Source organism: Halorubrum luteum (assembly GCF_054652935.1).
The window spans coordinates 2,507,318-2,532,492 of sequence record NZ_BAAIGT010000002.1; the positions used below are offsets into that span (position 1 = coordinate 2,507,318).

The 25,175-nt window shown below is 67.2% G+C and carries 24 protein-coding genes and 1 pseudogene; 12 read left to right on the top strand and 13 right to left on the bottom strand.

Annotated elements, in window-relative coordinates; all coding sequences use genetic code 11:
- The 4 genes from ACYQ0R_RS12395 to ACYQ0R_RS12410 form a co-directional block, all read right to left on the bottom strand.
- Positions 1–1,668: a hydantoinase B/oxoprolinase family protein gene (locus ACYQ0R_RS12395; protein ID WP_459824230.1), complete on the bottom strand. Its 1,668-nt coding sequence runs from the start codon at positions 1,666–1,668 to the stop codon at positions 1–3.
- A complete protein-coding gene (locus ACYQ0R_RS12400; protein WP_459824232.1) occupies positions 1,665–3,806 on the bottom strand; it encodes a hydantoinase/oxoprolinase family protein in 2,142 nt (713 codons plus the stop codon). Before ACYQ0R_RS12400 ends, ACYQ0R_RS12395 begins: the two co-directional genes overlap by 4 nt.
- A gap of 263 nt (positions 3,807–4,069) precedes the next feature.
- Positions 4,070–5,275 carry an Nramp family divalent metal transporter gene (locus ACYQ0R_RS12405; RefSeq protein WP_459825762.1) on the bottom strand — a complete coding sequence of 402 codons (1,206 nt, stop codon included), beginning with the start codon at positions 5,273–5,275 and terminating at the stop codon, positions 4,070–4,072.
- 289 nt (positions 5,276–5,564) lie between these two features.
- A complete protein-coding gene (locus ACYQ0R_RS12410; RefSeq protein WP_459824234.1) occupies positions 5,565–6,116 on the bottom strand; it encodes a ribbon-helix-helix protein, CopG family in 552 nt (183 codons plus the stop codon).
- A 201-nt stretch (positions 6,117–6,317) separates the two neighbouring features.
- Here ACYQ0R_RS12410 and ACYQ0R_RS12415 point away from each other — a divergent pair, with 201 nt between their 5' ends.
- Positions 6,318–7,655, top strand: coding sequence for an MFS transporter (locus ACYQ0R_RS12415; protein ID WP_459824236.1), 1,338 nt, complete (start codon positions 6,318–6,320; stop codon positions 7,653–7,655).
- A gap of 63 nt (positions 7,656–7,718) precedes the next feature.
- Here ACYQ0R_RS12415 and ACYQ0R_RS12420 read toward each other — a convergent pair whose 3' ends face one another.
- The 4 genes from ACYQ0R_RS12420 to ACYQ0R_RS12435 form a co-directional block, all read right to left on the bottom strand.
- Positions 7,719–8,873: a pyridoxal phosphate-dependent aminotransferase gene (locus ACYQ0R_RS12420; RefSeq protein ID WP_459824239.1), complete on the bottom strand. Its 1,155-nt coding sequence runs from the start codon at positions 8,871–8,873 to the stop codon at positions 7,719–7,721.
- 270 nt (positions 8,874–9,143) lie between these two features.
- Positions 9,144–10,391 (bottom strand): MFS transporter, encoded by a 1,248-nt coding sequence (locus ACYQ0R_RS12425; RefSeq protein ID WP_459824242.1) that lies wholly within the window; start codon positions 10,389–10,391, stop codon positions 9,144–9,146.
- 155 nt (positions 10,392–10,546) lie between these two features.
- Positions 10,547–10,825, bottom strand: a complete 279-nt coding sequence (locus ACYQ0R_RS12430; protein ID WP_459824245.1) for a DUF7123 family protein — start codon at positions 10,823–10,825, stop codon at positions 10,547–10,549.
- Between the two features lie 7 nt (positions 10,826–10,832).
- Positions 10,833–11,078, bottom strand: a complete 246-nt coding sequence (locus tag ACYQ0R_RS12435; protein WP_459824247.1) for a DUF8028 family protein — start codon at positions 11,076–11,078, stop codon at positions 10,833–10,835.
- 270 nt (positions 11,079–11,348) lie between these two features.
- Here ACYQ0R_RS12435 and ACYQ0R_RS12440 point away from each other — a divergent pair, with 270 nt between their 5' ends.
- The 6 genes and pseudogenes from ACYQ0R_RS12440 to ACYQ0R_RS12465 all read left to right on the top strand — a co-directional run bounded on the left by ACYQ0R_RS12440 (position 11,349) and on the right by ACYQ0R_RS12465 (position 15,638).
- The gene (locus ACYQ0R_RS12440; protein ID WP_459824249.1) at positions 11,349–12,797 is read left to right on the top strand and encodes an RtcB family protein; all 1,449 of its coding nucleotides are present in this window, start codon (positions 11,349–11,351) and stop codon (positions 12,795–12,797) included.
- Positions 12,798–12,812: 15 nt separating this feature from the next.
- Positions 12,813–12,953, top strand: a pseudogene (locus ACYQ0R_RS12445) (inorganic phosphate transporter); the annotation flags it as partial.
- Between the two features lie 56 nt (positions 12,954–13,009).
- The gene (locus tag ACYQ0R_RS12450) at positions 13,010–13,318 is read left to right on the top strand and encodes a 30S ribosomal protein S24e (RefSeq protein ID WP_459824251.1); all 309 of its coding nucleotides are present in this window, start codon (positions 13,010–13,012) and stop codon (positions 13,316–13,318) included.
- 11 nt (positions 13,319–13,329) lie between these two features.
- Positions 13,330–15,024 carry a bifunctional N(6)-L-threonylcarbamoyladenine synthase/serine/threonine protein kinase gene (locus tag ACYQ0R_RS12455; RefSeq protein ID WP_459824253.1) on the top strand — a complete coding sequence of 565 codons (1,695 nt, stop codon included), beginning with the start codon at positions 13,330–13,332 and terminating at the stop codon, positions 15,022–15,024.
- Between the two features lie 79 nt (positions 15,025–15,103).
- Positions 15,104–15,391 (top strand): DUF5808 domain-containing protein, encoded by a 288-nt coding sequence (locus ACYQ0R_RS12460; protein WP_459824255.1) that lies wholly within the window; start codon positions 15,104–15,106, stop codon positions 15,389–15,391.
- A 112-nt stretch (positions 15,392–15,503) separates the two neighbouring features.
- Entirely contained in the window at positions 15,504–15,638 is a 135-nt protein-coding gene (locus tag ACYQ0R_RS12465; RefSeq protein WP_017343858.1) for a hypothetical protein, read from the top strand.
- A gap of 10 nt (positions 15,639–15,648) precedes the next feature.
- Here ACYQ0R_RS12465 and ACYQ0R_RS12470 read toward each other — a convergent pair whose 3' ends face one another.
- The 5 genes from ACYQ0R_RS12470 to ACYQ0R_RS12490 form a co-directional block, all read right to left on the bottom strand.
- Positions 15,649–16,593, bottom strand: coding sequence for a sensor histidine kinase (locus tag ACYQ0R_RS12470; protein WP_459824257.1), 945 nt, complete (start codon positions 16,591–16,593; stop codon positions 15,649–15,651).
- A gap of 143 nt (positions 16,594–16,736) precedes the next feature.
- Entirely contained in the window at positions 16,737–17,051 is a 315-nt protein-coding gene (locus tag ACYQ0R_RS12475) for a DUF7573 domain-containing protein (protein WP_459824259.1), read from the bottom strand.
- Positions 17,052–18,776 carry a lysine--tRNA ligase gene (lysS, locus tag ACYQ0R_RS12480; RefSeq protein WP_459824261.1) on the bottom strand — a complete coding sequence of 575 codons (1,725 nt, stop codon included), beginning with the start codon at positions 18,774–18,776 and terminating at the stop codon, positions 17,052–17,054. It lies immediately after the preceding gene.
- Complete coding sequence (gene pyrH / locus ACYQ0R_RS12485) at positions 18,773–19,492, bottom strand: UMP kinase (protein WP_459824263.1); 720 nt, start codon at positions 19,490–19,492, stop codon at positions 18,773–18,775. Before pyrH ends, lysS begins: the two co-directional genes overlap by 4 nt.
- A 222-nt stretch (positions 19,493–19,714) precedes the next feature.
- Entirely contained in the window at positions 19,715–21,142 is a 1,428-nt protein-coding gene (locus ACYQ0R_RS12490) for a DNA polymerase Y family protein (protein ID WP_459824265.1), read from the bottom strand.
- A gap of 119 nt (positions 21,143–21,261) precedes the next feature.
- Here ACYQ0R_RS12490 and ACYQ0R_RS12495 point away from each other — a divergent pair, with 119 nt between their 5' ends.
- From ACYQ0R_RS12495 to ACYQ0R_RS12515, 5 genes are all read left to right on the top strand, one after another.
- Positions 21,262–23,052, top strand: a complete 1,791-nt coding sequence (locus ACYQ0R_RS12495; RefSeq protein ID WP_459824267.1) for a PAS domain S-box protein — start codon at positions 21,262–21,264, stop codon at positions 23,050–23,052.
- Positions 23,053–23,101: 49 nt separating this feature from the next.
- The gene (locus ACYQ0R_RS12500; protein ID WP_459824269.1) at positions 23,102–23,380 is read left to right on the top strand and encodes a zinc ribbon domain-containing protein; all 279 of its coding nucleotides are present in this window, start codon (positions 23,102–23,104) and stop codon (positions 23,378–23,380) included.
- 118 nt (positions 23,381–23,498) lie between these two features.
- Positions 23,499–23,897: a DUF8062 family protein gene (locus ACYQ0R_RS12505; protein ID WP_488193308.1), complete on the top strand. Its 399-nt coding sequence runs from the start codon at positions 23,499–23,501 to the stop codon at positions 23,895–23,897.
- Between the two features lie 91 nt (positions 23,898–23,988).
- Positions 23,989–24,663: a phosphate ABC transporter permease gene (locus tag ACYQ0R_RS12510; RefSeq protein WP_459824270.1), complete on the top strand. Its 675-nt coding sequence runs from the start codon at positions 23,989–23,991 to the stop codon at positions 24,661–24,663.
- Between the two features lie 77 nt (positions 24,664–24,740).
- Positions 24,741–25,130 (top strand): DUF7577 domain-containing protein, encoded by a 390-nt coding sequence (locus ACYQ0R_RS12515; RefSeq protein ID WP_459824271.1) that lies wholly within the window; start codon positions 24,741–24,743, stop codon positions 25,128–25,130.
- Positions 25,131–25,175 lie beyond the last annotated feature (45 nt).

Genomic DNA, 25,175 nt, shown 5'->3' on the forward strand with positions numbered 1-25,175 from the left:
TCATTCGTCGGTCACCTTCTCGTCCGCTCGATCGTTCGCGACCGCCTCGGGGTCCCTGTCGTCGGGGTCGCCGTGCCCGCCACCTCCCGGAGTCCGAACGGTGACCGTCGTGCCCGCGGGGACGTCGACGGTCGTCTTCGCGCCGACGGGCTCGCCGTCGATCAGGTTCTCGCCGGTCGCACCCGACTCGCCGCCTTCCACACCCGCCGGCGCGTGCCGACGGCGTTCGGTCAGAAGCGAGACGGTCGCGTCAGCCTCGACGCGGACCGTTCGCTCGATACCGAGCCCGCCGCGGTGTCGCCCGTCCCCGCCACTGTCCGGACGGAGTGCGTATCGCTCGACGCGGAGCGGGTACTCCGTCTCCAACGACTCGGCGGGAGTGTTAAGCGTGTTCGTCATGCCGACCTGGACGCCGTCCATCCCGTCTTTTTCGGCGCGGCCGCCGAATCCACCGCCGATCGTCTCGTAGTAGGTGAACGGTCCGTCGGCACCGCCGTCGACGCGTTCGTCGTCCGACCCACTCCTGGTCCGTCCACGCCCACCGATCGTGAGGTTGTTCATCGTTCCCTGGCTCGCCGCGGGAACGCGGTCCGGCGCAGCTTCAGCGAAGGCGGCGAGCACGACGTCGGTGACGCGCTGGCTCGTCTCGACGTTGCCGCCGACGACCGCGGCCGGCGGCGAGGGGGAAAGCAGCGAGCCGTCCGGCGCATCGATCCGGATCGGCTCGTAGCAGCCGTGGTTCGGCGGTATCTCCGGGTCGGTCACACAGCGGACGACGAAGTAGACGGCGCTTTTCGCCACCGCGAGCGGCGCGTTGAGATTTCCGGCGACCTGCTCGGCGGTGCCGTCGAACGCGATGTCGACCGTCTCGCCGTCGACGGTCACCGCGACCCGGATCGGGATATCCTCGTCGGTCACGCCGTCTCCTTCCAGCACGTCGGCCGCCTCGTAAGTCCCGTCCGGCAGCGCCCGGATCTCCTCGACGATCCGGTCGTACGAGTAGTCGATTACGGCGTCGAACGCCGCCTCGATCACCCCTCTGCCGTGTTCGCCGACGAGCTCTCGCAGTCGGCTCTCGGCTCGTTCGTTCGCCGCGATCTGTGCCCGGAGATCCGCGCGCCGCTCGTCCGGACTCCGAACGTTTGCGAGCAGCAGCTCGAACAGCGCCTCGTCGCGCTCGCCCGCCTTCACGAGACGGATCGGCGGGAGTCTGAGCCCCTCCTGTTGGATCTCACGGGCGCCCGCCGGCATGCTCCCGGGAGTCATCCCCCCGACGTCGGCGTGGTGTGCGCGCGAGACCGCGTATCCGACGATCTCGGCCTCGGCCTCGTCCGCGCTGCCGAGCGTGATCGGCGAGACGAGCGTGGCGTCCGGCAGGTGTGTCCCGCCGGTGAACGGGTCGTTGAGCACGAACACGTCGCCCGGTTCGGGATCGCGCTCGCGGACGGCCGCCACGGCCTCCGGCATCGCGCCGAGGTGGACCGGGATGTGCTCCGCCTGTGCGACCATGCGCCCGTCGGCGTCGAACAGCGCGGTCGAGCAGTCCTGTCGCTCCTTGATGTTCGGCGAGTATGCGCCGCGGATCAACACCTGGCCCATCTCCTCGGCGACCCCCTCGAGCTGGTTCCGGAGCACCTCGAGGGTGACGGGATCGATCGCGTCACTCATCGGCCACCTCCGTGGTCGGCTGCGGCCGCTCCGGTCTCTGCCTCCTCGTCCGTCTCCCCGTCCCTGTCCAGCACCAGCGCGCCGTTCTCGCGGACGCTGCCGGCCCAGCCGGGCGGGACGACGGTCGTACTCTCGGCCTGTTCGAGCACGGCCGGCCCTCGAATCCGCTCGCCGACCGAGAGCGCGCTCCGGTCGTACACCGTCGCGTCGACGGTGCCCGCCTCGGGGAACGTCGCCTCGCGAGTGCCGACTTCGGCGTCGCCGCCGCCCGTGTGGCGCGCCCGAGGCGGGTCCGTGCCGACGGTCGCGGTGACTCGGAGATTCACGGCCTCGACGGCCTCGTCGAGTCGATAGCCGTACGCACGCTCGTGGGCGGCGTGGAACCGATCCGCGACGGCCTCGGGGTCGAACCGCTCGCGGGCGTTCTCGGAATCGCTCGCGGAACCGCCGTCGACCGGAACGGTCAGCTCGAAGCTCTGGCCGGCGTATCGGCAGTCCGCCGCCCGCTCGACCCGTGCCGCATCCGGGTTCGAGACGTCGGCGAGCACCCGTTCGGTCAGCGCCTCGTAGGTCGTCTCGGCCCGCTCGGTTAGCTGCCCGTCCGCGGCGGCCTCCCCGACGGCGTCACCCGCGGACGGATCGGACAGCGGGAGCCGCACGGTCCGGACCGCGTCGTGGCTCTCGTCGGCCGCGAGCAGCCCGTACGCGGACAGCACGCCGGCCGGCCCGGGGACGATCACCCGGCTGACGTCGAGCCCCTCGGCGAGCGCGGCGGCGTGCATCGGTCCCGCGCCGCCGAACGCGACGAGCCCGAACCGTCGCGGGTCGTGGCCCCGTTCGACGGTCACCGACCGGATCGCACGGGTCATCGTCGCGTTCGCGACGCGGTGGACGCCGCGGGCGGCCGCGGTCGCGTCCGCCAGCCCGGCCTCGTCGGCGAGGCGTTCGAGCGCGTCGTAGGCGGCGTCGACGTCGATCGAGAGCTCGCCGCCGAGCGCCGCGTCCGGGCCGATATACCCGAGCACGACGTTCGCGTCCGTCACCGTCGCCCGGGTTCCGCCCTTACCGTAGCAGGCCGGTCCGGGCTCCGCGCCGGCCGACTCGGGCCCGACGCGTAACGCCCCGCCGGCGTCGGTCCACGCAATCGAGCCGCCGCCCGCGCCGACCGTCTCGACGTCCACCATCGGCGTCCGGATCGGGATGCCGCCGATCTCCGTGTCCGACGTGCGCTCGGCGTTCCCGTCGCGAACGAGGCTCACGTCGCTCGAGGTGCCGCCCATGTCGAAGGTGACGACGCCGTCGCGGGCGTCGGCCGAGGACGGCGTGTCGACGGAGGCCGCCGCGCCGACGACGCCCGCTGCCGGCCCCGACAGCACCGTCCGGACCGCGTTCATTCGGGCGGTTTCGACGTCGGCGACGCCGCCGTTCGAGCCCATGATTCGGGGGGCTGGAAGCCCCTCCTCGCGTGCGCCGTCGAGCAGTCGCCCGAGGTAGCCGTCGATCCCGGGGGTGACGTACGCCTCCGCGGCGGTCGTCGCCGTGCGCTCGAACTCGCGGAACTCCGGGAGCACTTCGTGTGAGGCGGACACCGGAATCGCGAGCTCCTCGCGCAGCAGCTCGGCGACCCGCTGCTCGTTGTCCGGCTGTGCGTACGCGTGGAGCAGACTGACGGCGACGCTCTCGGCGTCCGACGCCCGGATCTCGTCGGCGACCGACCGGACCGCCTCGGCGTCGACCGGCTCCTCGATCGCCTCCGGGACCGCCCGTTCGTCGACCTCGAAGCGTCGCCGTCGCGGGACGAGCGGCTCCGGCTTCTCCGCGTCGAGGTCGTACAGGTCGGGTCGCGTCTGGCGGCCGATCTCGAGGACGTCGCGGAATCCCTCGGTCGTGACGAGCGCGGTTCGCGCGCCGTCGCGTTCGAGGAGCGCGTTCACCGAGACGGTCATCGCGTGGGCGAACGCGTCGATCTCCGTCGGTTCGACGCCGGCCGTCTCGCAGGCCTTGTGGACGCCGTCGATGACGCCGACGCTCTGGTCGGCCGTAGTCGGTACCTTCGCGGTCGTCAGGTCGTCGTCGACGAACAGCGTCACGTCCGTGAACGTGCCGCCGACGTCGACGCCGATCCGTGTGTCGGTCATGGTGTGTGGGTGGTCAGTCGTGAGAGTCGGTAGTCGGTCGATCTCCGAAGCCGATAATCGTTCGATCTGCGGCTCCGTCCGGCTCGCGTGTGTCGGTTGGTACGTCTCGCGCCGAACGAGACGAGTTGTGGCGTGTACGGGAGTTGTGGCGTGTACGGGAGTTGTGGCGTGTACGGGAGTTGTGGCGTGTACGGGAGTTGTGGCGTGTACGGGTTTCGAGGGCAATGAACGCTCGGAATACGGCGGGTCGCGGCCCGGCCACACTACAGCACCAGCACGTCGTACAGCGTCTGGAACCCCAGGAACACCACGATGAGGGTGACGATCGCCCCGGCGACGTTCCGTGCGGCGCTGTTCGTGTACTCGCCGAGCAGGTCGTTGCTGTTCATCGCGTATATGAGGAACACCGCGAGGATCGGCAGCAGGATCCCGTTGGCCACCTGTGCGAACACGATCACCTGCACGGGGTTGTAGCCGAGCGCGGAGAAGACGACACCGACGCCGAGGATCGTCATCCAGATCGCGCGGAACCGCGTCGACGTCAGGTCGCGCTCCCAGCCGAGCACGCCGGCGGTCGCGTACGCTCCCGCCAACGGGGCGCTCATCGCGCTCGTGAATCCGGCCGCGAACAGCCCGATCGCGAAGAACGTCAGCGCGTAGCCGCCGAGCAGGGGTTCGAGCTGGTCGGCCATCGCGCCCACGTCGGTGATCTCGGTGCCAGCGGGGAAGACGGCCGCCGCGGTGATCACGATCGAGGCGGTGATGAACCCGCCGACGATCACCAGCGCGTACGTGTCGGTCCGACACTCCGTCAGCTCGGCCGGCCCGTCCCACTTCTCTTGAACGGTGCTCGCGTGCAAGAAGAGGTTGTAGCCGACGACGGTCGTCCCGACCAGTCCGGCGATCAGATACGCCGACCCCTCCGGAACCGTGGGGACGAGTCCCGCGCCGACCGCGCCGAGGTCGGGACGGACGGCGACCGCGTTCACGAGGAACGCGAGCCCCATCACGACGACGAGCGCGATGAACACCCGCTCTATCAGCTTGTAGTTCCCGGTCCACAGCAGCCCGGCGGCGATCAGCCCGATAACCGGTCCCCAGACGTTCTCGCTTACGCCGGTGATAGTCGAGAGCCCGGCTGCACCCCCGACGATGTTCCCGGTCTGGAACGCCGCCGTCCCGATCCCGATCGCCGAGACGACGAGGACGACGGTCGCCGTCTGCGCGGCGGGGTTGTCGAAGATCCCCCTGAGTGCCTCCCCGAGCCCCTCGCGGGTGACGAGCCCGAGCCGGGCGCTCATCTCCTGTAACACGAGCGTCGCGATGATCGAGAACACGATCGTCCACAGCAGGACGTACGCGTACTCCGCGCCGATGACGCTCGCGGTCGTTACCGTTCCCGGACCGATGAACGCTGCTGCGATGAGCGCGCCCGGTCCGATCGCTTTGAGTCTGTCGATGATTCCCATGTTAATAGTCACCTCGTGTGACGTTCCCACTCAATACACGTATTGTTAAAAAATATTGTTACGACGCGATCATATGGACTCGAAATAAATGAATATCAGATCATAAGATGTATGTTATCGTATGATCATCGCCGAGTGGTCGCATACGACTGCAGCATCTTTCGAGAGAACACCGAGGCGGATCCCTCGCCCCACTGCGGACGGATCCCTCTCCTCACTGCGGGCCGGACTGAAGCCGACACTCGATGTCATCCACACTTTTCACACTTTTCAACCCGGCCGCGAATAGCTACGCCCCCTCCGGCGGGATCTCGGTGAATATCACCTTCGAGACGCCGTCGTCGATCTCGACGTCGAACGGTACGTCGGCGGTGCTCCGTTCGATGAAGCGAGTCATGAACCAGCGGATCGGCTCCGAGGGGAACACGACGTGGAACACACCGTCGTTCTCCGATCGTACCTCGAGGAAGCCACACAGCACGAGCCAGTCGAGCAGCTCCTCCAGCCGATCGAAGCGTTCGGCGTACTCGCGCGCGTGGTAGTCGGCCACCCGGTCGGCGGCGGCGACGAACTCGGGGTCGGGGTCGCCGCCGTCGTAGAGCGCGTCGAGAAAGGCGTGGAGGAAGTCGACGTCCAGCAGGACGTGCTCCCCGGAGTCGAGCATTCGGTAGTACTGTTCGAGGTTGTCGGCGTCGTCGGCACCGGCGACTCGGGAGTTCGCCGCGTAAAACGCGAGTGCGCGCCTGACCACCTCGCTCTGTCCGAGTCCCGTCTCGGATAGCAGCGAGTCGAGCGCGGCGCGTGAGTCGTCATTGAGTGACACGGTGACACGATCGGTCATTCATTCGCATCTTCCGCCCACAACTAATAAAGCCCGCCTCGATCGACCATCGAATCCTCCGCGCGTCGAGATCGCTACGGTGCGCGCACACGACCGATCGCCGCAGTGCACGCATACGCCAGACCGCTACGGGCGTCGAAAGGCGGATCCGCGGAGGATGTCAAGCTTCATCACGCGTCCGGGCGAACCCTCACCACTACCGTGGTCCTCCGATCGCTCCGCTCGTGCTGGTCGGACCCGCTCCGTCGTCGGTGGCTACTCTGGGGGCTCATCGCGCTCACGTTCCTGCTCGTGAACGTGTACCGGCTCTCGACGGCGGTGATCTCCGGCGAGTTGATGTACGCGCTCGACACCACCGGCGGACAGCTCGGCACGCTCCACGCGGTCTTCTTTTTCGTGTACGCGGTGATGCAGATCCCGACCGGTGTGCTCGTCGACCGCGTCGGATCGCGACTCACCGCGGCCGGCGGCGCGGCGGTGATGAACGTCGGGGCCGTCTGGTTCGCGCTCGCGACCACCTATACGGGTGCGATCGGCGGACGGTTTCTGATCGGGTTGGGCGGGAGCGTGATCTTCGTCTCGCTGCTACGTTTCAGCACCAACTGGTTCCGTGCCGACGAGTTCGAGACGATGAACGGGCTCTCGTTCGCCGTCGGCGGGATCGGCGGGATCCTCGCAACCACGCCGTTCGCCGTCGTCGTCGACGCCGCGGGCTGGCGGTCGACCGTGCTGACGCTCGGCCTCCTCGGACTCGTCGGCGCGGTCGCGACGGTTGTGTTCGTCCGCGACTCCGCCGAGGATGCGGGCTTCGACCCGATCGAGGGCGTCCCCGAGCGCCCCCGCCTCTCGATCGCGGAGGTGCGGTCGTACACCGCGGCGGTGCTCACGGACCGAGGGACGTGGGTGATCGCGGTCCTGTTGTACTGTACCGGCGGAGTGAACCTCACGCTGGTCGGGCTGTGGGGGATCCCGTACGTCACGCAGGCGTACGACGTCTCGGTAACCGCGGCGTCGACGATCACGCTCGCCGGCGGGGTCGGCGCGGTCGTCGGCCCGCCGGCGTTCGGCCGGCTCTCCGAGGGATTAGAGCGGCGAACGGAGCTGATCGTCGCAGGCGCGGTCGTCCACACCGGGGGGCTCGCGTTCGTCGCCCTTCTCGGCACGCCACCACTGGTTTCGCTCGGTGTCGTGTTTCTCGTCGTCGGCAGCCTGCTCGGGGCGTTCGTGCTCACGTATCCGATGATCCGGGCACGGTACGACGACCGCGCGAGCGGGATCGCGTTCGGCGCGATCAACGGCGCCGCTTTCTTCGGGGCCGCGACGTTCCCGACGCTGATGGGGTGGGCGCTCGACGCGTACTGGACCGGCGAGTACGTCGACGGCGTCCGGGTGTACACGCTGCCCGGGTACCGGGTCGCGTTCGCGATCGGGGCCGCCGCCGGCGTCGTCGCGATCGGCTGTGCGCTCTGGCTCCACCGTCACGCCGACACCCAGGCCGCGGACGAGGGGACGAGACGTTCCTCACGGGCGGGACGCTGAACGTGAACGGCGGAGCGCTGATGCGGTGACCGAGGGGATCGCGAGACCCGGGACGGCCGGCGGTCAGTACGCCGCCAGTCCGGCCTCGATGCGGTCGAACCCCTCGTGAAGCCTGTCGACGGAGTTGGCGAACGAGAGCCGGAGCCGCCCGGGAGCCGTGTCGCCGAAGCCGTCTCCGGGCGCGAGCACGACGCCGTGTTCGTTCAGTAGGTACTTCGCGACGTCGATGGCGGGCGCGTCGATCCCGGGGTCGAGAAAGGCGTAAAACGCGCCCTCCGGACGGGGACACGAGAGCCCGTCGATGTCGGCGACGCGGTCGACGACGAGGTCGCGCCGCTCGCGGAACGCCCGGTGCATCTCCTCGAACGGCTCCTGTGGCCCGGTCAGCGCGGCGATCGCGGCGTGCTGGGCGACGCTCGACGCGCAGGCGGTGGTCGACTCGCGGACCGTCACCACCTCGTCGATCACGTGGCGATCGCCCGCGAGCCAGCCGAGTCGCCAGCCGGTCATGGCGTACGCCTTCGAGCAGGAGCCGACCGTCAACACGTGATCCGGGTGGCCGGTGTACGCGGCGATCCCCTCGGCGGGACCCTCGTAGGTGAGTCCGAGGTACACTTCGTCGGCGATCACGTACGCGTCGTGGTCGGCCGCGGCCTCGACGACCGCCCGGCACGCTTCGGGGTCGAACACCCGGCCGGTCGGGTTCGAGGGCGTCGTGAGCACGACCACCGCGGTGTCACCGCTCATCGCGTCGATCACGCGATCCGCGTCGAGCGCGAACCCGGACGCTGCCGGCAGCGGCACCTCGCGGAGCCTCCCGTCGGCGAGCGTCGCCTGCGTCTCGTAGTTCGGCCACGTCGGCCCCGGAACGAGCAGCTCCCCGCCCGGTGGCACCGTCGCGAGGACCGCCAAGTGGAGCGCCTCCATCCCGCCGACGGTGACGACGATCTCGTCGGGGTCGTGGTCGACGCCGTACTCGTCCGCGAGCGTGTCGCTGATGGCCCGGCGGCACGCGGGCAGCCCGGCGTTGGAGGTGTAGTGGGTCGCGCCGTCGCGGGCGGCGGTTGCGGCCGCGTCGATCACGTGGGCGGGCGTGTCGAAGTCGGGTTCCCCGACCTCCAACCGGACGAGATCGCCGTCGTGACGCTGTGCGAGGTCGAACATCACGCGGATGCGCGAGCGCTCCGCGCGTCGAACGCGGTCGGTCGGCGTGGACATACCCTCTCGACGACGATCGCGAATAAAAACCCTCCCAATATACGCCGCCGGGGCTTTTTGTAGGACAGGCAAAGTATAAAGACATGAGCCCAGGCATTCGAGCGGAGTTGAAGTTTTCCGGCGTGCTCGAGTGTCCGATGACCCGGCTCCGGTCCGCCGATGACGCATCCGCGACCCCTCAATGGTGATCCGGTCGGTCGACGATACCTCGGGAATCGAGACTGCAAACGACCGACTCACGTCTGATTGGACGGAGTTGAGCATGGACTGCTACTCAACCGACGACAGTGGCGGAAGGACGACACAGAGGAGGATCATCAGGCCGCTGGCACCGGCGAGCAGCCAGAAACCCTGATCGAAGTAGCCGGCATCGCCAAGCACTCCGATCAGCAGCGGACTCGTCGACCCCAGTAGAATGTAACAGGTCCGCAAGATTCCGAGCCCGGTGCCACGGATCTCCTCGGCGAGAGCTTCGGTGAGGTACGTCAGAGCCAGCACTGCCCGGCCGAGAAGACTGCTCAAGGCGACCGTCATCGCGAGTAACGACCAGAAGCCGTCGACGAACGGAAGGAGTGTGAGTGCGGCCGTGATGAAAAAAAGTAACACGAGCAGCGTGTTCCGCTCTCCTACCCGATCGCCGATCATGCCGAGGAGCGGCTGAATAACGATCCCCCCGGCGAAGAAGACCCCGAACAGGAGCGACGCGTCCCGCGCAGACAGCCCCTTGACCTCGATGAGATACGTCGGGTAGAAGCCGGTAAAGCCTTGATAGGTGAAGGATCCGAGTATCTGGATGGCCGCGATTACGAGCACGGGCCGAACGGCCAGCCGCGAAAATACGTGCCGTACCGACTCCAGTGAGAGTGACTGGATCGGCGACTCGTTGCCTCCCGCTGCCGACCCGCTAACTCGTCGTGGAACTACCCACCAGATCGCCACCGCACCGACGGCGAAGAGGGGGACGAAGAGCAACGCCCCGAACTGCCAGGCGACGGCACCGGCGATCACTCCGACGGTAAACGGGAGTATCGTGTTGCCGAGATTGCCGGTCGCCTGCGTGATCCCGATCGCCGTTCCGGACCGACCGGAAAACACGCCCGACAGCAGCGGGAAGCGTGCGGGACCGTACAGTGCGGTACTCGCGCCGAGCAGTGCCGTGGTTGCGAAAAGTAGCGCTGCGGTCGGTGACAGCGAGACGAGCAGGATCATCAGGGCGGAGCCGCTAGTGCTGATGAGCAGCACTACCCCGGGACCCCAGCGGTCGGCCAGGAAGCCGCCCGGGAACTGACCGAGCGCGTACGCCGTCCACAGGACGGTGAGCAGCAGGCCGGCCGTCGAAAGGCCGAGTCCGAGATCCGTCCGGACGTGTGGGAGGATGACGGGATAGCTCAGGCGCACCCCCATCGAGAGAAACCAGCCGAACGCGATCGCCGCGAGTATCCACCCGCGACCGCCCCCGCGGAGCGAGCTGACGGTGGTACGGAGCTCCGCGACGTAGCGGTCGATAAACGCCGGCATTGCTTCCGAACACCTCTCTCCGATCAAGAAAACCTGGCACCTCCGGCAAGAGAGTCCGGCAGCCGGTCGCCACCGACGAGAAAGCGATCGGTTCCACAGTCAGCGGGGAGGAGACGGTGTGGTACCATGTGACTCGATTCGCCGTAGACGCCGATTCACGCCGTTCGGCGCGACACTCGCCACGTGGTCGCGCCCGTGTACGACCACTTCTCGATCTCGAGATCGGCGACGGAGTCCTGCAGCTGGACGATGAGAGCCCCGATCTCCTTTGGTGAGAGGTCGACATCGTCCGCGATAAACTTCGCTTTGAAGTACGTCTCGCCGTCGGCAGCCTCCTCGCGGAGGAACGCGGCGAGTCGCTCGGCCTTCGATCGCTTTTCGAGCGGTTCTTCGGATTCGGTCGCCGTGTCGGTGGTGGAACGTGTAGTACTCATAAGTGGATCACTCGTGGTCGGCCGGGAGGTTGTGTTCGTGGCCAATGACGACACACGCCATGTGGAGGGCCAGCAGCGCGAGCAGTACCGCGGAGCCGTCGACGGTGTACGCCGCGGGGACGTACACCAGCGGGAGGAACACGGCCGCCCAGAACGCGGTGGCACGGACGCCGCCGACGGTCAGACGACGGCACTGCGCGGCGGCGACTCGGGCTGGAGCGCGGACGGTTGAGGGGAGCGTTTCAGTTGACATCGGAATCACCTGCTTCACTCACCCCATGGACTGCGGACCCCATATAAGGGCCACAGCGTTACGGTGTGTTCGTGTCGATTAACGCGTTCGACCGACCGTTTCGCACCGTTCATCGACCTGCTGGACGTTTTATACGAGGCTCAAATCTTCTTAGACCATTTATAATCGATCCTGAGTTGGTTTCTCTGTTCTCCACTGATCTCCGGCGGCCCGTCTCGGGCGTGCTGACGCGGGGAGAATCATTACGTTCCGCAGCACGAACTGGCGACCATGACGCTCACGCTCGACGGGGAGTACACGACGGCCGAGGTTCTAGTCGACGACGAATCGCTGATCGAGGAGATCTGTCTGGAACAGATCCGGGAGCTGGTTGATAACCCCGCGTTTACCGAACCGGTGCGGGTGATGCCTGACGCCCACTGGGGTGCCGGTGCGCCGGTCGGGTTCACGATGGAGCTCCCCGATACAGTCGTCCCGAACATCGTCGGCGTCGACGTCGGCTGTGGCATGACGGCGACGAACATCGGGGAGGAGCTTCCCCTCGACGCACCGGAGCGTGACCGACGTGTTCGTGAGGCAGTGCCGATGGGGCGCGAGGTTCACGACTACGACGACGCTCCCCATCTGGTCGAGGAGTTTCCGTTCGACCGTGCCAACGAGGTGTTCGATCGGTTCGCTACCGCCTACGAGCAGCGTTTCGGCCGCCCGATCGATCCACTGGGATTCGAGTTCGACGGCTACGACGGCGAGTACTTCAAACGGCTCTGTCGGCGGGTGCTCTCGCGCCAGCGACAGGGAATGGGCCACGTCATCCAGAGTGCAGGAACGCTCGGCGGGGGGAACCACTTCATCGAGTTCTCGCGGGCACGTGAATCGGGCGCGTACTGGGTCGTCATCCACAGCGGATCACGGTATCTCGGAAAATCCGTCGCGGAGTACTGGCAACACAGGGCCAACCAGTATCGCAGCGCGGATGCGATTCGCGACGCGATCCCGGCGGAGTACGCGGAGTTTCTCAAATTCGACCCCGATCAGGTGAGCGATCACGACCTCTACGAGTGGGTGACGGGGGGCAAGGGCGAATCACACATCCGAAAGGAACGGATACGAGACACGTTCGACGGTAAACGCGTCGAATCGGTGTTCGATACACTCTCCCGACCGGAGGAGGCAGCCGAGGACCGAAACGAAGAGCTTGACTGGCTGGATGGACGGGAAGCGCACGGCTACTACGTGGATATGCTGTTCGCACAGCAGTACGCCCGCTGGAATCGGCACCTGATGAGCGAGGCGATCTGTGAGGCTCTCGGGGTCGAACCGCTGGATCGCATCGAGTCGATTCACAACTACATCGACTTCGAGGACATGACAATTCGGAAGGGAGCGACCCCTGCTCGCGAGGGGCAGCGCCTCATTATCCCGTTCAACATGGCGGACGGCTCGATTCTGGCTCGAGGCAAGGGAGCGGAGCGATGGAACCGGTCGGCTCCACACGGTGCCGGGCGTGTGATGGGTCGGCGCGAGGCCCACGAACGGTTCGACGTCGAGGCCTTCGAGGACGCGATGACCGGCGTCTACTCGGAGTCGGTCGTCGAAAGCGTCGTCGACGAAGCACCGATGGCGTACAAGCCGACCGACGCGGTCGCGGCCGCGATCGAACCTACGGCGGAGATCATCGACTGGCTCGATGTCGTTCACAACCTCAAGGCGACCGAGTGAACAGGAACGACCTCACTTTCCGGCGTGATCGGCGGCGGGCTCGCTGCGGGATCCGCGGGCGTCTCCCGTCGGAAGATCGGTGTGACGCTGCTGTTTTGGGTGCTCACACTCGGGACGTCGATCGGGATCGGGTTCGGCCTCTATCGGCTGTTCTCGACCCCCGCTTCGAAATCCTTTTACAGCTTTCCCGGGGAGTTACCTGTAACTGAACTATGGACGTCGATATCATCTCCGAGGAGGAGAACCCCATGTTGCACCGCACCGATATCAGGTTCGAGACGACCCACGAGGACGCTACGCCGTCCCGGCTCTCCGTTCGCGATTCCCTGGCGGCGAAGCTGGACAAGTCCTCCGACGAGGTCGTCGTCCACGAGCTGAACACGAAGTTCGGCATGCGCAAGACGGTCGGCTACGCGAAGGTGTACGACACCGCCGAGGACGCGCTCGAGGTCGAACAACAGCATATGCTCGACCGGAACAAGATCGGAGCCGACGACGACGCCGCTGCCGAAGAGGCCTGAACGCCGACCGAATGCGCGTTCTCGGTATCGAGGGAACGGCGTGGTGTGCGAGCGCCGCCATCCACGACGCCGAGGCCGACACCACCGTTATCGAATCCGACCCATACGAGCCCGATAGCGGCGGCATTCATCCGCGCGAGGCCGCCGAGCATATGACGGAGGCGATCCCACGAGTCGTCGACCGCGTGCTCGACCACGCCGAGACGGAGTACGGGTCGGACGCGATCGACGCGGTTGCCTTCTCCCGTGGCCCGGGGCTCGGTCCCTGCCTCCGGACGGTCGGGACCGCGGCGCGGGCGCTGGCCGGCACCCTCGAGGTGCCGCTCGTCGGCGTCAACCACATGGTCGCACACCTCGAGATCGGGCGGCACGAGTCCGGCTTCGAGAACCCGGTGTGTCTGAACGCCTCCGGCGCGAACGCCCACCTCCTCGGCTACCACGACGGTCGCTACCGCGTGCTCGGCGAGACGATGGACGCCGGCGTCGGCAACGCGATCGACAAGTTCACACGCCACGTCGGCTGGAGCCATCCTGGCGGTCCGAAAGTCGAAGCCGCGGCTGCGGAGTTCGCCGAGTCGGAGGCCCGCGGCGACGATCTCCTGGATCTCCCGTACGTGGTGAAAGGGATGGACTTCTCGTTTTCAGGGATCAGCTCCGCGGCCAACGACGCGTACGACGACGGCGTTCCGGTCGAGCGAATCTGTTTTGCGCTTCAAGAGCACGTGTTCGCGATGTTGACGGAGGTGTCCGAGCGCGCGCTCTCGCTGACGGGGGCCGACGAGCTCGTGTTGGGCGGTGGCGTCGGCCAAAACGATCGGCTCCGGGAGATGCTCGAATCCATGTGTTCGGCCCGCGGGGCAGCGTTTTACGCTCCCGATCCGCGGTATCTGCGGGACAACGCGGGGATGATCGCCGTGCTGGGTACGAAGATGGCGCGGGCAGGGGATACGGTCCCCGTCCGTGAGTCCGCGGTCGATCCGAACTTCCGTCCGGATCAGGTGCCGGTAACGTGGCGCGAAGACGCTTCGTCGGTCGTCCGGGGCGTGGGCTCGACCGACGCCGTTGTCGACTCGGGATCGGACGATCCGTCCCACCGCGGTGCGGAGGCCATCGTGGAGATCCTGTCGGACCGCGTACTCAAGCGTCGCGTTCCCAAATCCTACCGTCATCCCGAGCTGGACCGAACGCTTCGGCGGGATCGAACCGTCTCGGAGGCGCGGTTGACGAGCGAGGCGCGGCGTGCGGGCGTCCCCACGCCGCTCGTGTACGATGTCGACGTACTGAACGCGACCCTCACCTTCCAGCGAGTCGGTGACAGGGATCTTACCGCGGCGCTGACGCCGGTTCGTGCCGCGGCGGTCGGCCGCCACCTCGCCCGCCTGCACGACGCCGGGATCGTCCACGGGGATCCGACGCCGCGGAACGTGCGGGTGGCGGACGAGGAGAGCCGACACACCGAATCCGACGGACGTTCCGCCGGCGACACTGCGACCGGAATCCGTCTCATCGACTTCGGGCTCGGCTACCACACCGGTCACGTCGAGGACCACGCGATGGATCTTCACGTGTTCGAGGGGTCGGTCGGCGCGACGGCGACGGATCCGGATCCGGTCGTCGAGGCGTTCGAGGAGGGGTATCGGTCGGTCGGCGAGGCCGAGGTGCTCGACCGGCTCCGGGACGTCGAGCAGCGCGGTCGGTATCGGTGATCCCGCGTTCGGCCGAGCGCCGCGGTCGGTGTACGCGAACGCCGCCACGATTTATAGGCTCGGCGCGTAACGTACGCGTATGGAAGACAAACCATCGTCCGGAGAGATATTCGGGATCCCGTACAACTTCGACCGACCGAGCCTCGGACGACTGCTGTCGGCACACTGGCAGCCCGACGAAGGAATGTTCGTCGAGAAGCCGTTCGGGATCGGCTACACGCTCAACCTCGCCAACTGGCGGTCGTGGGTCGTGCTCGCGGTCGCCGGCGGGCTCTACTGGCAGGGGAAACAGGCCGACGCGGACCGCGGGACCGGATCCGGCGCGGGCGAGGAGGAGCCGGTCGAAGTGATCGTCGACGGCGAGTGAGACCCGTCCGTGTTCGGCGGTTGCTGGCCGCCGGCCCGGTCGGCACCCGCCAGTTATCAGATCTGCACACACGGTCCTGCCATTTATACGTTCGTTCCTCGTAGATAGCTTAATGAAGGTACAGTTCGAGTGTTCGTGTTCCGAGGAGATCTCGGAGTTCACTCGCGGGGAGGCGAGCCGCGGCGTGCACGTCGAATGCGGCAACTGCGGTGCGGTGTACGCGGTGACGATCACCGAACTGGAGTAGCGGTCGTCGATCAGTTCTCGACCGGCGACCACTGGGTAGTTCGTCGCCCGTCGTCACCGCTCGACGCCGCGGTCCGGAACCGGAGTCGAACCGTCGTTCCCCCGTTCGTCGTGTCGAACTCGACGGTGCCGCCCTGGAGTTCACACAACCACTTGATAACCCAGAGGCCGATACTGCTCGCGTGCGACAGCGGCGTTTCGGATTCGGCCTGCAGTACCTCGCGTTCGTTGTCCGGGATCCCCGGCCCGTTGTCAGTCACGGAGAGACACGTCATCTCACCCGCCGTCTCGATCCGTGCATCGAGTCGACAGACGGCCTTGTCGTTGTGCGCGATCGCGTTTTCGAACACCTCCCGAACCGGATACTCGACCGAGCCGTCAGCCGCGATCCAGGCGGACGACGGAGCGTCGAGCGTCGCCGTAACCGTCTCTTGGTCACCGACGTCCGCGATCACGTTCTCGGTGATGGCGACCAGATCGACTTGGTCGTCTCCCCGATCCGAGGATGCGCCTTCGATGACCCGGAGCTTCTCGCTGATGTCGACGATATCGTCCGTGGTCTCGCGGATCGTCTCCAGGTACGCCTGACTCCGTTCGTCGTCGATGCGGTCGTCGAGCAGTTCCGTGTACCCCCGCACGACGTTGAGATCGTTTCGGACGTTGTGTCTGAACACGCGACTCACGACCTGTAGCTGCTGGTTCGACGTCTCCAGCTCGTTTCGCGTGTCGCTCACGCGTCCGGCGTGGTGCGTGGCAACCGCGTACACCACCCCCGCAGAGACGACGACGAACAGCCACCCGGCCACGAGCCGTGCGGGATCCATCGGATCGGCTGACGGGAGGTACGTCGCAAGCACCAGCTCCGCCGTCGGCATCCACGCCGCGCCGACGCAGAGATAGACGCCTGCGACCACACGTGGTGACCGTCCGAACGGCGTCCGACCCGTATATTTCATTGGAACTAACTTTGAGATGATCGACGAGACGACGTAATCAACCTCGAAACCCTTCGACTTAAAGCTTCGTCGCCGTGCGATTTCGGTCGGGTCGTGGGGTCGCAGCCACGCGGTTCGGCCGTTGTACGAACGTTCCGTGCGCCTCACCACTCCTTACAGTCGACACAGACGAACGAGTCGCCATCCCGCCAGCGACGCTCCACGCGCCGGCCACAGCCGTCGCAGTCCCGTCCGTCGGAGCGCCACGACGACGTCGATTCCGCTGGCTCGATGTCGGCTGCTTCGAGGTCGTCGGAGTCGACTGCTTCGAGGTCGTCGGAGTCGACTGCTTCGAGGTCGTCGGAGTCGACTGTTTCGAGGTCGTCGGAGTCGACTGTTTCGAGGTCGTCGGGCGACGCGGATCCCGCCTGCTCGGCGTCGTCGCCGAAGAACTCGTCGAGCGACCGATCTTCCGTCATCTATCCCTCCCGTCGTAGCCTCGTGACGACGTACTCGCGCTCCAGTTCGCCGAGGAACTCGCCGAGCCGGGGTCCTTGCGTCTCATCGAAAAACAGCCGATATCCGGCCTCGAAGAAGTCGGCGACTTCGATCCCGTGTTCGCGTGCAGTTTCGTACATCTCGCCCTGGATCGCCTCCCCGTCGTGTCCCTCGGCGACGAAGTCGGCGAGCTCGTCGAGCGCGGCCGCCACGTCCGGATCGAACTCGACGTCCGGCAGCTCCGTCTGGAGCCGATAGTTGTACTCGTTGTCCATCCGCTCCGCCCAGTTTCGCGCCTTTTCGACGCGATCGAGCGCCTCCTCGATGGCCCACTCCGGCGTCTCCCCGGTGATGTGTCCCTCGTCGCGTGCGAGCTGCTCGCGAAGCGCCTCGTCGTCGACCATGCCGAGCACGGCCGCGAACGTGTACGGGAGCCGGACCGGCTGCTCGGTCGTCGAGGCGTCGGGCTCCGGCACGTCGTCGCGACCCACGACGAACGGATACGCACGCTCGGCGAACGCGGTCAGGTCCTCGTCGTCGACCTCGCCGAAGTACGCCCGCTCGAACCGATCGAATCGCTCGACGAGCTGGTCGAGCCGGCCGATATCGAGATCACGGGCCTTCTTCGGGTGGAGCGCGAAGAAGTATCGCAGCACCTCGGGTTCGAGCAGCGCCAGCAGCTCCGGCACGGTGACGACGTTCCCCGCTGACGAGGAGAGCGCCTCGCCGTCGAGCGTGAACCACTCGTACACCATCGGAACGGGCGGCTCGTTTCCGAAGACGTTCCGTGCGACGTCGACGCCGGAGGGCCATGACCCCTCGGCGTGGTCCTTGCCGAACGGCTCGAAGTCGACGCCGAGCACCTGCCACTGCCCGGGCCACTCCAGTCGCCACGGGAGCTTCCCCTCGCGGAACGTCGCGGTCCCCTCGTGGCCACAGCCCTCGATCGTTTCGTCGCCGACCGCCATGTCGGTACAGACGTACTCGACCGTTTCGGCGTCGAGGTCGACCGCCGTCACCGTCTCGGTTATCGTCCCACACGCCGCACAGACGGGGTTAAACGGGACGTACTCTTCGTCGACCTTCGCCTGATACTGTCCGAGCACCTCCCGAACTCGATCGCGGTCGGTAAGGACGGTCCGGACCACGTCGTCGAGCGCGCCCTCGGCGTACAGCTCCGTGTTCGACACCATCTCGACCGGAACGTCCAGCCGCTCGGCGTCGGCGTTGAGCAAGGCGGCGAAGTGAGCCGCGTACGACTCGCGCTCGCCGAACGGATCCGGGATCGCGGTGTACGGTTTCCCGAGGTTTCGGCCGAGCGCACCCGCGTCGACGTCGCCGAGCCCGACGATCTCCCCGTCGGCGTTCGCCAGTTTGCGCGGAAGCTTCCGTAGCGGATCCTTGTCGTCGGAGGTGAACACCTGCCGAACCTCGTGGCCGCGGTCACGAAGTGCCTCGGCGACGAAGTAGCCACGCATGATCTCGTTGAAGTTGCCGACGTGTGCGACGCCGGACGGGGAGACGCCGCCTTTGATCACGATCGGCTCCTCGGGGTCGCGCTCTTCGATCGCATCCGCGATCTCGTCCGCCCAGAACGCGCGAAACTCGGCAGGGTCGGTGTCGGTCCGGCCGTCGTCGGCTGCGGCAGTCTCCGAATCACCCGCCGGATCGCGGTCCGAGAGGATGTGTGGTGAGTCGTCGGTCATCGTGTCCCCGTCCAGTAGCTCGGTTCGTTCGTGCCGGTCGGGACGACATCGGTGCCGCTGTGCTCGCCGCGAAGCACCGCGTCGACGATCGCTGAGGGGTCGGTGCCGTCGAGCACGACCGAGCGCAGCCCGGCCCGGTCGATCAGCTTTGCGGCGAGGAGGTCGACCGGCGCGGACGCACCCGCATTGCGGCTCATCGGAAGCACGATATCGACGAGCTCCGCGGGTGTCAACTCGGCGTACTGGGTGGCGTTCTCGTGGACGTTCGGGTCGACGTCGTACACGCCGTCGGCGCTCGTCGCGTACACGAGCAGATCTGCGTCCACCGCTTCGGCGAACGCGGCCGCGACCGCGTCCGTCGTCTGCCCGGGAGTCACCCCGCCCATGATCGACACCTCGCCGCGCCGGAGCGACGCCGCTGCGTCGTCGTACTCCTCGGCGGGCGAGAGGCTCGCCCGGTCCCCGAGCGCGGCGATCAGGAGCCGCGCGTTGAGCCGCGTCGTTCCGATCCCGAGGCGGTCGAGCTGCACCTCGTCGGCACCGAGCTCCCGCGCCGTCTCGATGTACTCGCGAGCGACGCCGCCGCCGCCGACGACGACGCCGACCTCACACCCGTCCGCCGCCACTCGTTCGAGCGCGTCGGCGTGGGCGGCGACCCGGTCCGGATCGAGATCCGGCGCGAGGACGCTCCCGCCGATAGAAACGACGACTCTCATTGGCGTCGGGTAGCCCTGTCGCGCTCTTAAGGATTGTCAAGCGCTGACGACGGAATCGTACGGTACGCACTGGCGATGGAATCGTACGGTACGCACTGGCGATGGAATCGTACGGTACGCACTGGCGATGGAATCGTACGGTACGCACTGGCGATGGAATCGTACGGTACGCACTGGCGGCGGATCCTCGCGGTCCGAGGTCAGGTTCGGTCCGTCGCCGAGCTACGACCAGTCGCCGAGCGACGCCTGACCGTCGCGGTCCCGACGTGACCCGGGGCGGCCGTCCGGGTCGGCGTCGTCGGCCGCGTCGGTCGAGTCATCCGTCTCCGTCCACGCGGTGAGCGTCTCCGGATCGTCGCCGGCGGGGGACGGCGCGACGTCGTCCGGCCCGATCGCCCGGCGTCCCTCCGAGGATGACGCATCCTCGAAGCCCCCGAGGGTCGCCTGGTCGCTCTCGTCGAAGTCGAGCTTCGCGACGCGGACGCCAAGCTTTCGAGCCCTCGCATCGGCGAACTCCGCGAGCAGGTCGAGCGCCACCTCCTCGACGAGCTCCGGGTCGTCGACGGGACCGGGGAGGCTCCGGGCACGAGTGTTGACGTCGTACGGCGGCTCGACCACCTTTATCCCGATCGTGCGATAGAGGCAGCCACGCTCGCGAGCGCGTCGGGCGACGTCGGCAGCGAGCGCCGACACCGTCTCGCGCTTGCGATCCTCGTCATCGGTCGGCGAGAGCGACGACTCCCGCGAGAGACTCTTCGGGAGTCCGGTGGGCGTTACCTCGCGGTCGTCCTCGCCGCGGGCGCGGTCGTACAGCTCCCGTCCCCGTTCGCCGAGCTCCGACTCCAGCCGGTCCGGATCGGCCGCGGCGAGATCGCCGGCGGTTTCGATTTCCAGTTCGGCGAGCGTCCGCTCGGTCACCGGTCCGACGCCGTGGAGCTCGGCGGTCGGAAGCGGGGAGAGAAACGACTCGACGGTGCCCGGCGGGACGACGACGAGACCATCGGGTTTGTCCGCGTCGCTTGCTATCTTCGCGGTCGACATGTTCGGTGCGACGCCGACGCTCGCCGGAACGCCCGCTTCGCGCTCGATACGGGATTTGACGTGGCGCGCGTACCCCTCCGCCAGCGTCCGTCCGTCCGCCGGGCCGGCCGCGGTGCTCGGTGCGGGACCGTCGCCGTCGTCGCCGTCACCGTCGCCGCCGCCATCGACGACGCTCCATGCGGTTCGGTCGGTCACGTCCAGATACGCCTCGTCGATGCTCACCTCGCGGACGACGTCCGCGCAGTCGTGCAGCACGGCCTTCACGTCCGCCGCGATCTCTTTATAAAAGTCGAGATCGACGGGACGATAGTGGCCGGACGACTCGGCGGCGGCTCCGTCGTCGACTCGACGAGGAAGCAGGTCGAGCGCCTCGGAGATCGGCATCGCGCTCTCGACGCCGGACGCGCGAGCCTCGTAGCTCGCGGTCGCGACCGCGCCGATCGTCTCGCCGGGCTCGTACCCCATGCCGACCACGAGCGGCTCGCCGCGGAGACCGGGCTCTCGGAGTCGCTCGCAGGAGGCGTAAAAACAGTCCATATCGACGTGAAACACGACGCGCTCGGGCCCGTCGTCGTTCGCCTCGGCACGGAGCCACGTCCCGTCGTCCATCGTCCGTCGATCGGGTCCGACTCCTCTTAAAAAGCCGCCTCGCGGAGTGAACGTGAAGCGCCGAGCATACCGATCCCGTTTGGCGACATTCCTTTGGTTGATCGTGGAGTAGATCGGGTATGACCGACCGAATCGACGTACTGCACGTCGATGACGACCCGTCAGTTCTCGATCTCACGTCCGCGTTCCTCGACCGCGAACTGGACGACGTCGACGTGACGAGCGTGACGACTCCCGAAGACGCGCTGGACCGGCTCCGGACGGAGCGATTCGACTGCGTCGTGAGCGACTACGACATGCCCGGAATGGACGGGCTGACGTTCTTCGAGCGCCTTTCTGCGACGGTCGACGACGTTCCGTTCATCCTGTTTACGGGAAAGGGAAGCGAGGAGATCGCGAGTCGGGCGCTCAACGCGGGGGTCACGGGGTACTTCCAGAAAGGTGGTCCCGAACAGCAGCGGCGTCTCGCGAACCGCGTCGAACGCGCTATCGAGGAGCACAGAGCCCGGGTCGTCGCCGACCGATCTTCGACGGTGCTGGAAGCGCTCGGCTACCCGATCTACGTCGTCGACGAGACCGGCACGTTCGAGTTCGTCAACGAGCCGTTCGCGGCGCTCACCGGGTACGATCGCGAGGAGATCATCGGAAGCAAGCCGGGACTCATAAAAGACGAGGACGCGGTTCGGGAGGCGGAGCGACGGCTCGGCACGATACTCTCCAGCGACGGTCCCGACGTGCAACGGTTCGACGTCACGATCCGGGCGAAAAACGGCGAGTCGATCCCGTGTCGAGACCACATGGCGGTGCTCCCGTACGAGGGCGAGCAGTTCGAGGGAAGCGTCGGCATCCTCCGGGACGTGAGCGACGAGCGTCGCCGTCGCCAGGAGCTCGAGACGAAACGGCGGGCGATGGACGAGGCGCCGGTCGGGATCACCATCACCGACCCCGATCGAGAGGACAACCCGATGACGTACGTCAACGATCGCTTCGTCGAGATGACCGGCTACACCGCGGACGAGGTCGAGGGGATCGACTGCCGGATCCTGCAGGGACCCGACACCGACGAGGAGTCGGTTCGCCGGCTCCGCGAAGCGGTCGTGGCAGGCCGACCGGAGACGGTCGAACTGTTGAACTACCGGAAGGACGGCACCGAGTTCTGGAACCGCATCAGCATCGCTCCGATCCGCGACGCCGACGGAGCGATCGCGAACTGGGTCGGCTTTCAAGAGGATATCACGGAGTTCAAACAGCGGGAACGAGCGCTCGAACGCCAGAACGAGCGGCTCGACGCGTTCGCGAGCATCGTGTCACACGACCTTCGGAATCCGCTCAACGTCGCTCGCGGTCGCGTGGAGCTCGCGAGACGGCGAGACGGCGACGAACATCTCGATCCCGCGCTCGACGCGCTCGACCGGATGGAGACGATCGTCGACCACACGCTCACGCTGGCCCGCGAGGGGGAACGCGTCGGTGACCCCGAGCCCGTCGACCTCCGGTCCGTCGCCGAGAACAGCTGGAAGACGGTCCGGACGGAGGACGCGTCGCTCGTCGTCGACACCGAGCGGGAGGTGCTCGGCGATCCGGATCGACTTCGGAACCTGTTCGAGAACCTGATGCGAAACGCGATACAGCACGCCGGCACGGCGGTGACCGTTCGGATCGGTGATCTCGAAAACGGGTTCTACGTCGAGGACGACGGGTCGGGGATCCCCGAGGAGAACCGCGAGACGGTGTTCGATCCGGGGTACAGCGATGACGCTGACGGAACCGGTTTCGGGCTCGCGATCGTTCGTGAGATCGCCGACGCACACGACTGGCGGGTCGACGTCTCCGACTCACCCGCGGGCGGTGCACGGTTCGAGTTCCGCAACGTCGAGGTCGCCGGCGATCGGCGGGTGCGGGACGTCTAGTCGGCCGACGACTGAAGTGTATAAGGCAGTGAGGGCCGAACGGCCGTCCGTGTCTCGCGACCGCGTCCGCTGTGTCGACTGTCGGGAGCCGATTCCGGGCGACGCTCGGCTCTGTCCACACTGTAACACCGTCCAGCCGTCGCCGCTTCTCGACGTGGGCCTCGTCGTCGTCGGCGTGTTCGCGTTCCTCTTCGGCGTGATACTGGCGGTGATGACGCTCGGCACGTCGCGACTGCTCGGCTTCACGCTGATCATGCTCGGATTCGGGCTGACGGCCGGTGGGTACACGCGGTACATCGACCGACAGGCGGAGCGACGCTCCCGCTGAGATCGGCTGGAGCGACGCCGTATTCTTAAGTAGGGTGACGACGGAGTGGGTACTCGTGTCGGAGGACTCCGCTGACGATGGCGTCGACGAGCGGTCGACGTCGATCGATCGCGACGACCTGCCCACGTTCTCCGGGAGCGACGGCGACGTTCCGGACGTTCCGGCCGGGCGAGACCCGTCCGGCGGGACGTTCCCGGATCCCGACGCGGTCGACGACGTGCCGACAGTCTCCTGTACGCGCTGTGGCCGTGAGTGGGACCTTGCGTACGAACTCGACGAGCTGTCGGCCGGCAACCGTGCCGTCGAACAGTTCGCGATGGATCACGAACGGCACACGGGCCACTATCCGGACGGCGTGACGCCGTGGATCGTCGACTGTCTGAACTGCCCCGACGGGAGCCGATTCCTCGCGGAACGCCCGGCCCGACGATTCGCTCGCACGCACGCCAGACACACGGGTCACTCCGTCGAACTCACGAAACCCGACGCCAACGGCTCCGAGCACGTCCGCGACTGACGCGCGTTCGACAGTGCTTCCGCCGTCCGCTGCCGCTCGCTCACCGACGCGACCGCGACGTTTTAACTTCGTCGGCGGCACACCTCACGCCATGGTTACACCACTCGACGCTGGCCTCGTCGTGGCGGGCCTGTTGCTCGCGTTCGTCGGCGCGGCGGTCTCCGTGTACGCCGTCACGCTGACCGGGTTCCTGATCGGTGCGGGAGCGGGATATCTCGCCGCACCGAATCTCATCGGACTCGTCGCGGTCGACGGGCTGGTGGTCACCGGCGGCGCGGTTCTCCTCGGCGGCACACTCGGCGGGTTCTTGGCGTACGCCGGGCTCTCCGTCGCCGTGCTGGCGATCGGCGGCGTGGTCGGCGGATTCGTCGGCCGGTTCGCGATCGGCCCGATCTACGCCGCGGATGCCGCGGGCATCGAGGGCACGCTGCTGCTCGTCGGAGCAACGCTCGCCGGCGTCGCCATCGGCGCGCTGTTCGGGTTCGTGTTGAGCCGGACGACGCTCGTCGTCTCGACCGCGTTCATCGGCGGGGCGCTGGCGTCGCGGTCGCTCACCGCCGCATCGTTCGAGGCCGCCGCCACGGACGTGACGATCGAACCGCTCCTGTTCGACGTGACCGCGCCCGCGTTTCTTGCGGTGTTCCTCCTCGGCGTGCTCTCGCAGTTCGGTCTGTTCAGGTTCGGATACGTGACGCGGCTCGTCGGCGTCCTGCCCGGCGCACGACGGTGGACCGCGAGCGACGATCGATCGGAGTCGAGCGGATAACGGACCGAACGCTTTACCCTCGATGACGGCACCTGACCGCGGAGCATATACGTGTGGGGAGATAACATTCAGCACGTATGTCGGTGGCACTACTCGCCGCCCTCATCGTCGGCGGGCTCGCGATCAACCTCGTCATCGCGTGGCTGCTGATCCGTGGCGATCACGACGTCCACGGCGTGCTCACCGGCACGTCGTTGGACGCGCCCGACCAGTCCACGACCGAGGTCGAGAGTGACGACGGCGGCGGACACCGAAGCGATCGGGGCGGTCGGGAACCGTCGCATCCGTCCGGACCGGACGGTGAGCCGCCGCCGCTGTCGGCCGACTGCGACCCGGTTGTCTGCCGACACTGCGGCGCGGAGAACCGACCCGGGTATCGCTACTGCCGATGGTGCGTTCGGTCGGGGATCGGCGAGGAGGGCCGCTCGCCAGCGGCGGAGCCGTCGTCGACCCAGCGGTCGTTCTGAGCGCTCGTGAAGCGACCGACCAGCTCGGGCCGTACGTTCGTTCGC

Bases quoted from the DNA above. Each gene is read 5' to 3' on its own strand.
- ACYQ0R_RS12395 (WP_459824230.1), bottom strand. From the start codon at position 1,668: ATGAGTGACGCGATCGATCCCGTCACCCTCGAGGTGCTCCGGAACCAG.
- ACYQ0R_RS12400 (WP_459824232.1), bottom strand. From the start codon at position 3,806: ATGACCGACACACGGATCGGCGTCGACGTCGGCGGCACGTTCACGGAC.
- ACYQ0R_RS12405 (WP_459825762.1), bottom strand. From the start codon at position 5,275: ATGGGAATCATCGACAGACTCAAAGCGATCGGACCGGGCGCGCTCATC.
- ACYQ0R_RS12410 (WP_459824234.1), bottom strand. From the start codon at position 6,116: ATGACCGATCGTGTCACCGTGTCACTCAATGACGACTCACGCGCCGCG.
- ACYQ0R_RS12420 (WP_459824239.1), bottom strand. From the start codon at position 8,873: ATGTCCACGCCGACCGACCGCGTTCGACGCGCGGAGCGCTCGCGCATC.
- ACYQ0R_RS12425 (WP_459824242.1), bottom strand. From the start codon at position 10,391: ATGCCGGCGTTTATCGACCGCTACGTCGCGGAGCTCCGTACCACCGTC.
- ACYQ0R_RS12430 (WP_459824245.1), bottom strand. From the start codon at position 10,825: ATGAGTACTACACGTTCCACCACCGACACGGCGACCGAATCCGAAGAA.
- ACYQ0R_RS12435 (WP_459824247.1), bottom strand. From the start codon at position 11,078: ATGTCAACTGAAACGCTCCCCTCAACCGTCCGCGCTCCAGCCCGAGTC.
- ACYQ0R_RS12440 (WP_459824249.1), top strand. From the start codon at position 11,349: ATGACGCTCACGCTCGACGGGGAGTACACGACGGCCGAGGTTCTAGTC.
- ACYQ0R_RS12450 (WP_459824251.1), top strand. From the start codon at position 13,010: ATGGACGTCGATATCATCTCCGAGGAGGAGAACCCCATGTTGCACCGC.
- ACYQ0R_RS12455 (WP_459824253.1), top strand. From the start codon at position 13,330: ATGCGCGTTCTCGGTATCGAGGGAACGGCGTGGTGTGCGAGCGCCGCC.
- ACYQ0R_RS12460 (WP_459824255.1), top strand. From the start codon at position 15,104: ATGGAAGACAAACCATCGTCCGGAGAGATATTCGGGATCCCGTACAAC.
- ACYQ0R_RS12465 (WP_017343858.1), top strand. From the start codon at position 15,504: ATGAAGGTACAGTTCGAGTGTTCGTGTTCCGAGGAGATCTCGGAGTTC.
- ACYQ0R_RS12470 (WP_459824257.1), bottom strand. From the start codon at position 16,593: ATGAAATATACGGGTCGGACGCCGTTCGGACGGTCACCACGTGTGGTC.
- ACYQ0R_RS12475 (WP_459824259.1), bottom strand. From the start codon at position 17,051: ATGACGGAAGATCGGTCGCTCGACGAGTTCTTCGGCGACGACGCCGAG.
- lysS (WP_459824261.1), bottom strand. From the start codon at position 18,776: ATGACCGACGACTCACCACACATCCTCTCGGACCGCGATCCGGCGGGT.
- pyrH (WP_459824263.1), bottom strand. From the start codon at position 19,492: ATGAGAGTCGTCGTTTCTATCGGCGGGAGCGTCCTCGCGCCGGATCTC.
- ACYQ0R_RS12490 (WP_459824265.1), bottom strand. From the start codon at position 21,142: ATGGACGACGGGACGTGGCTCCGTGCCGAGGCGAACGACGACGGGCCC.
- ACYQ0R_RS12495 (WP_459824267.1), top strand. From the start codon at position 21,262: ATGACCGACCGAATCGACGTACTGCACGTCGATGACGACCCGTCAGTT.
- ACYQ0R_RS12510 (WP_459824270.1), top strand. From the start codon at position 23,989: ATGGTTACACCACTCGACGCTGGCCTCGTCGTGGCGGGCCTGTTGCTC.
- ACYQ0R_RS12515 (WP_459824271.1), top strand. From the start codon at position 24,741: ATGTCGGTGGCACTACTCGCCGCCCTCATCGTCGGCGGGCTCGCGATC.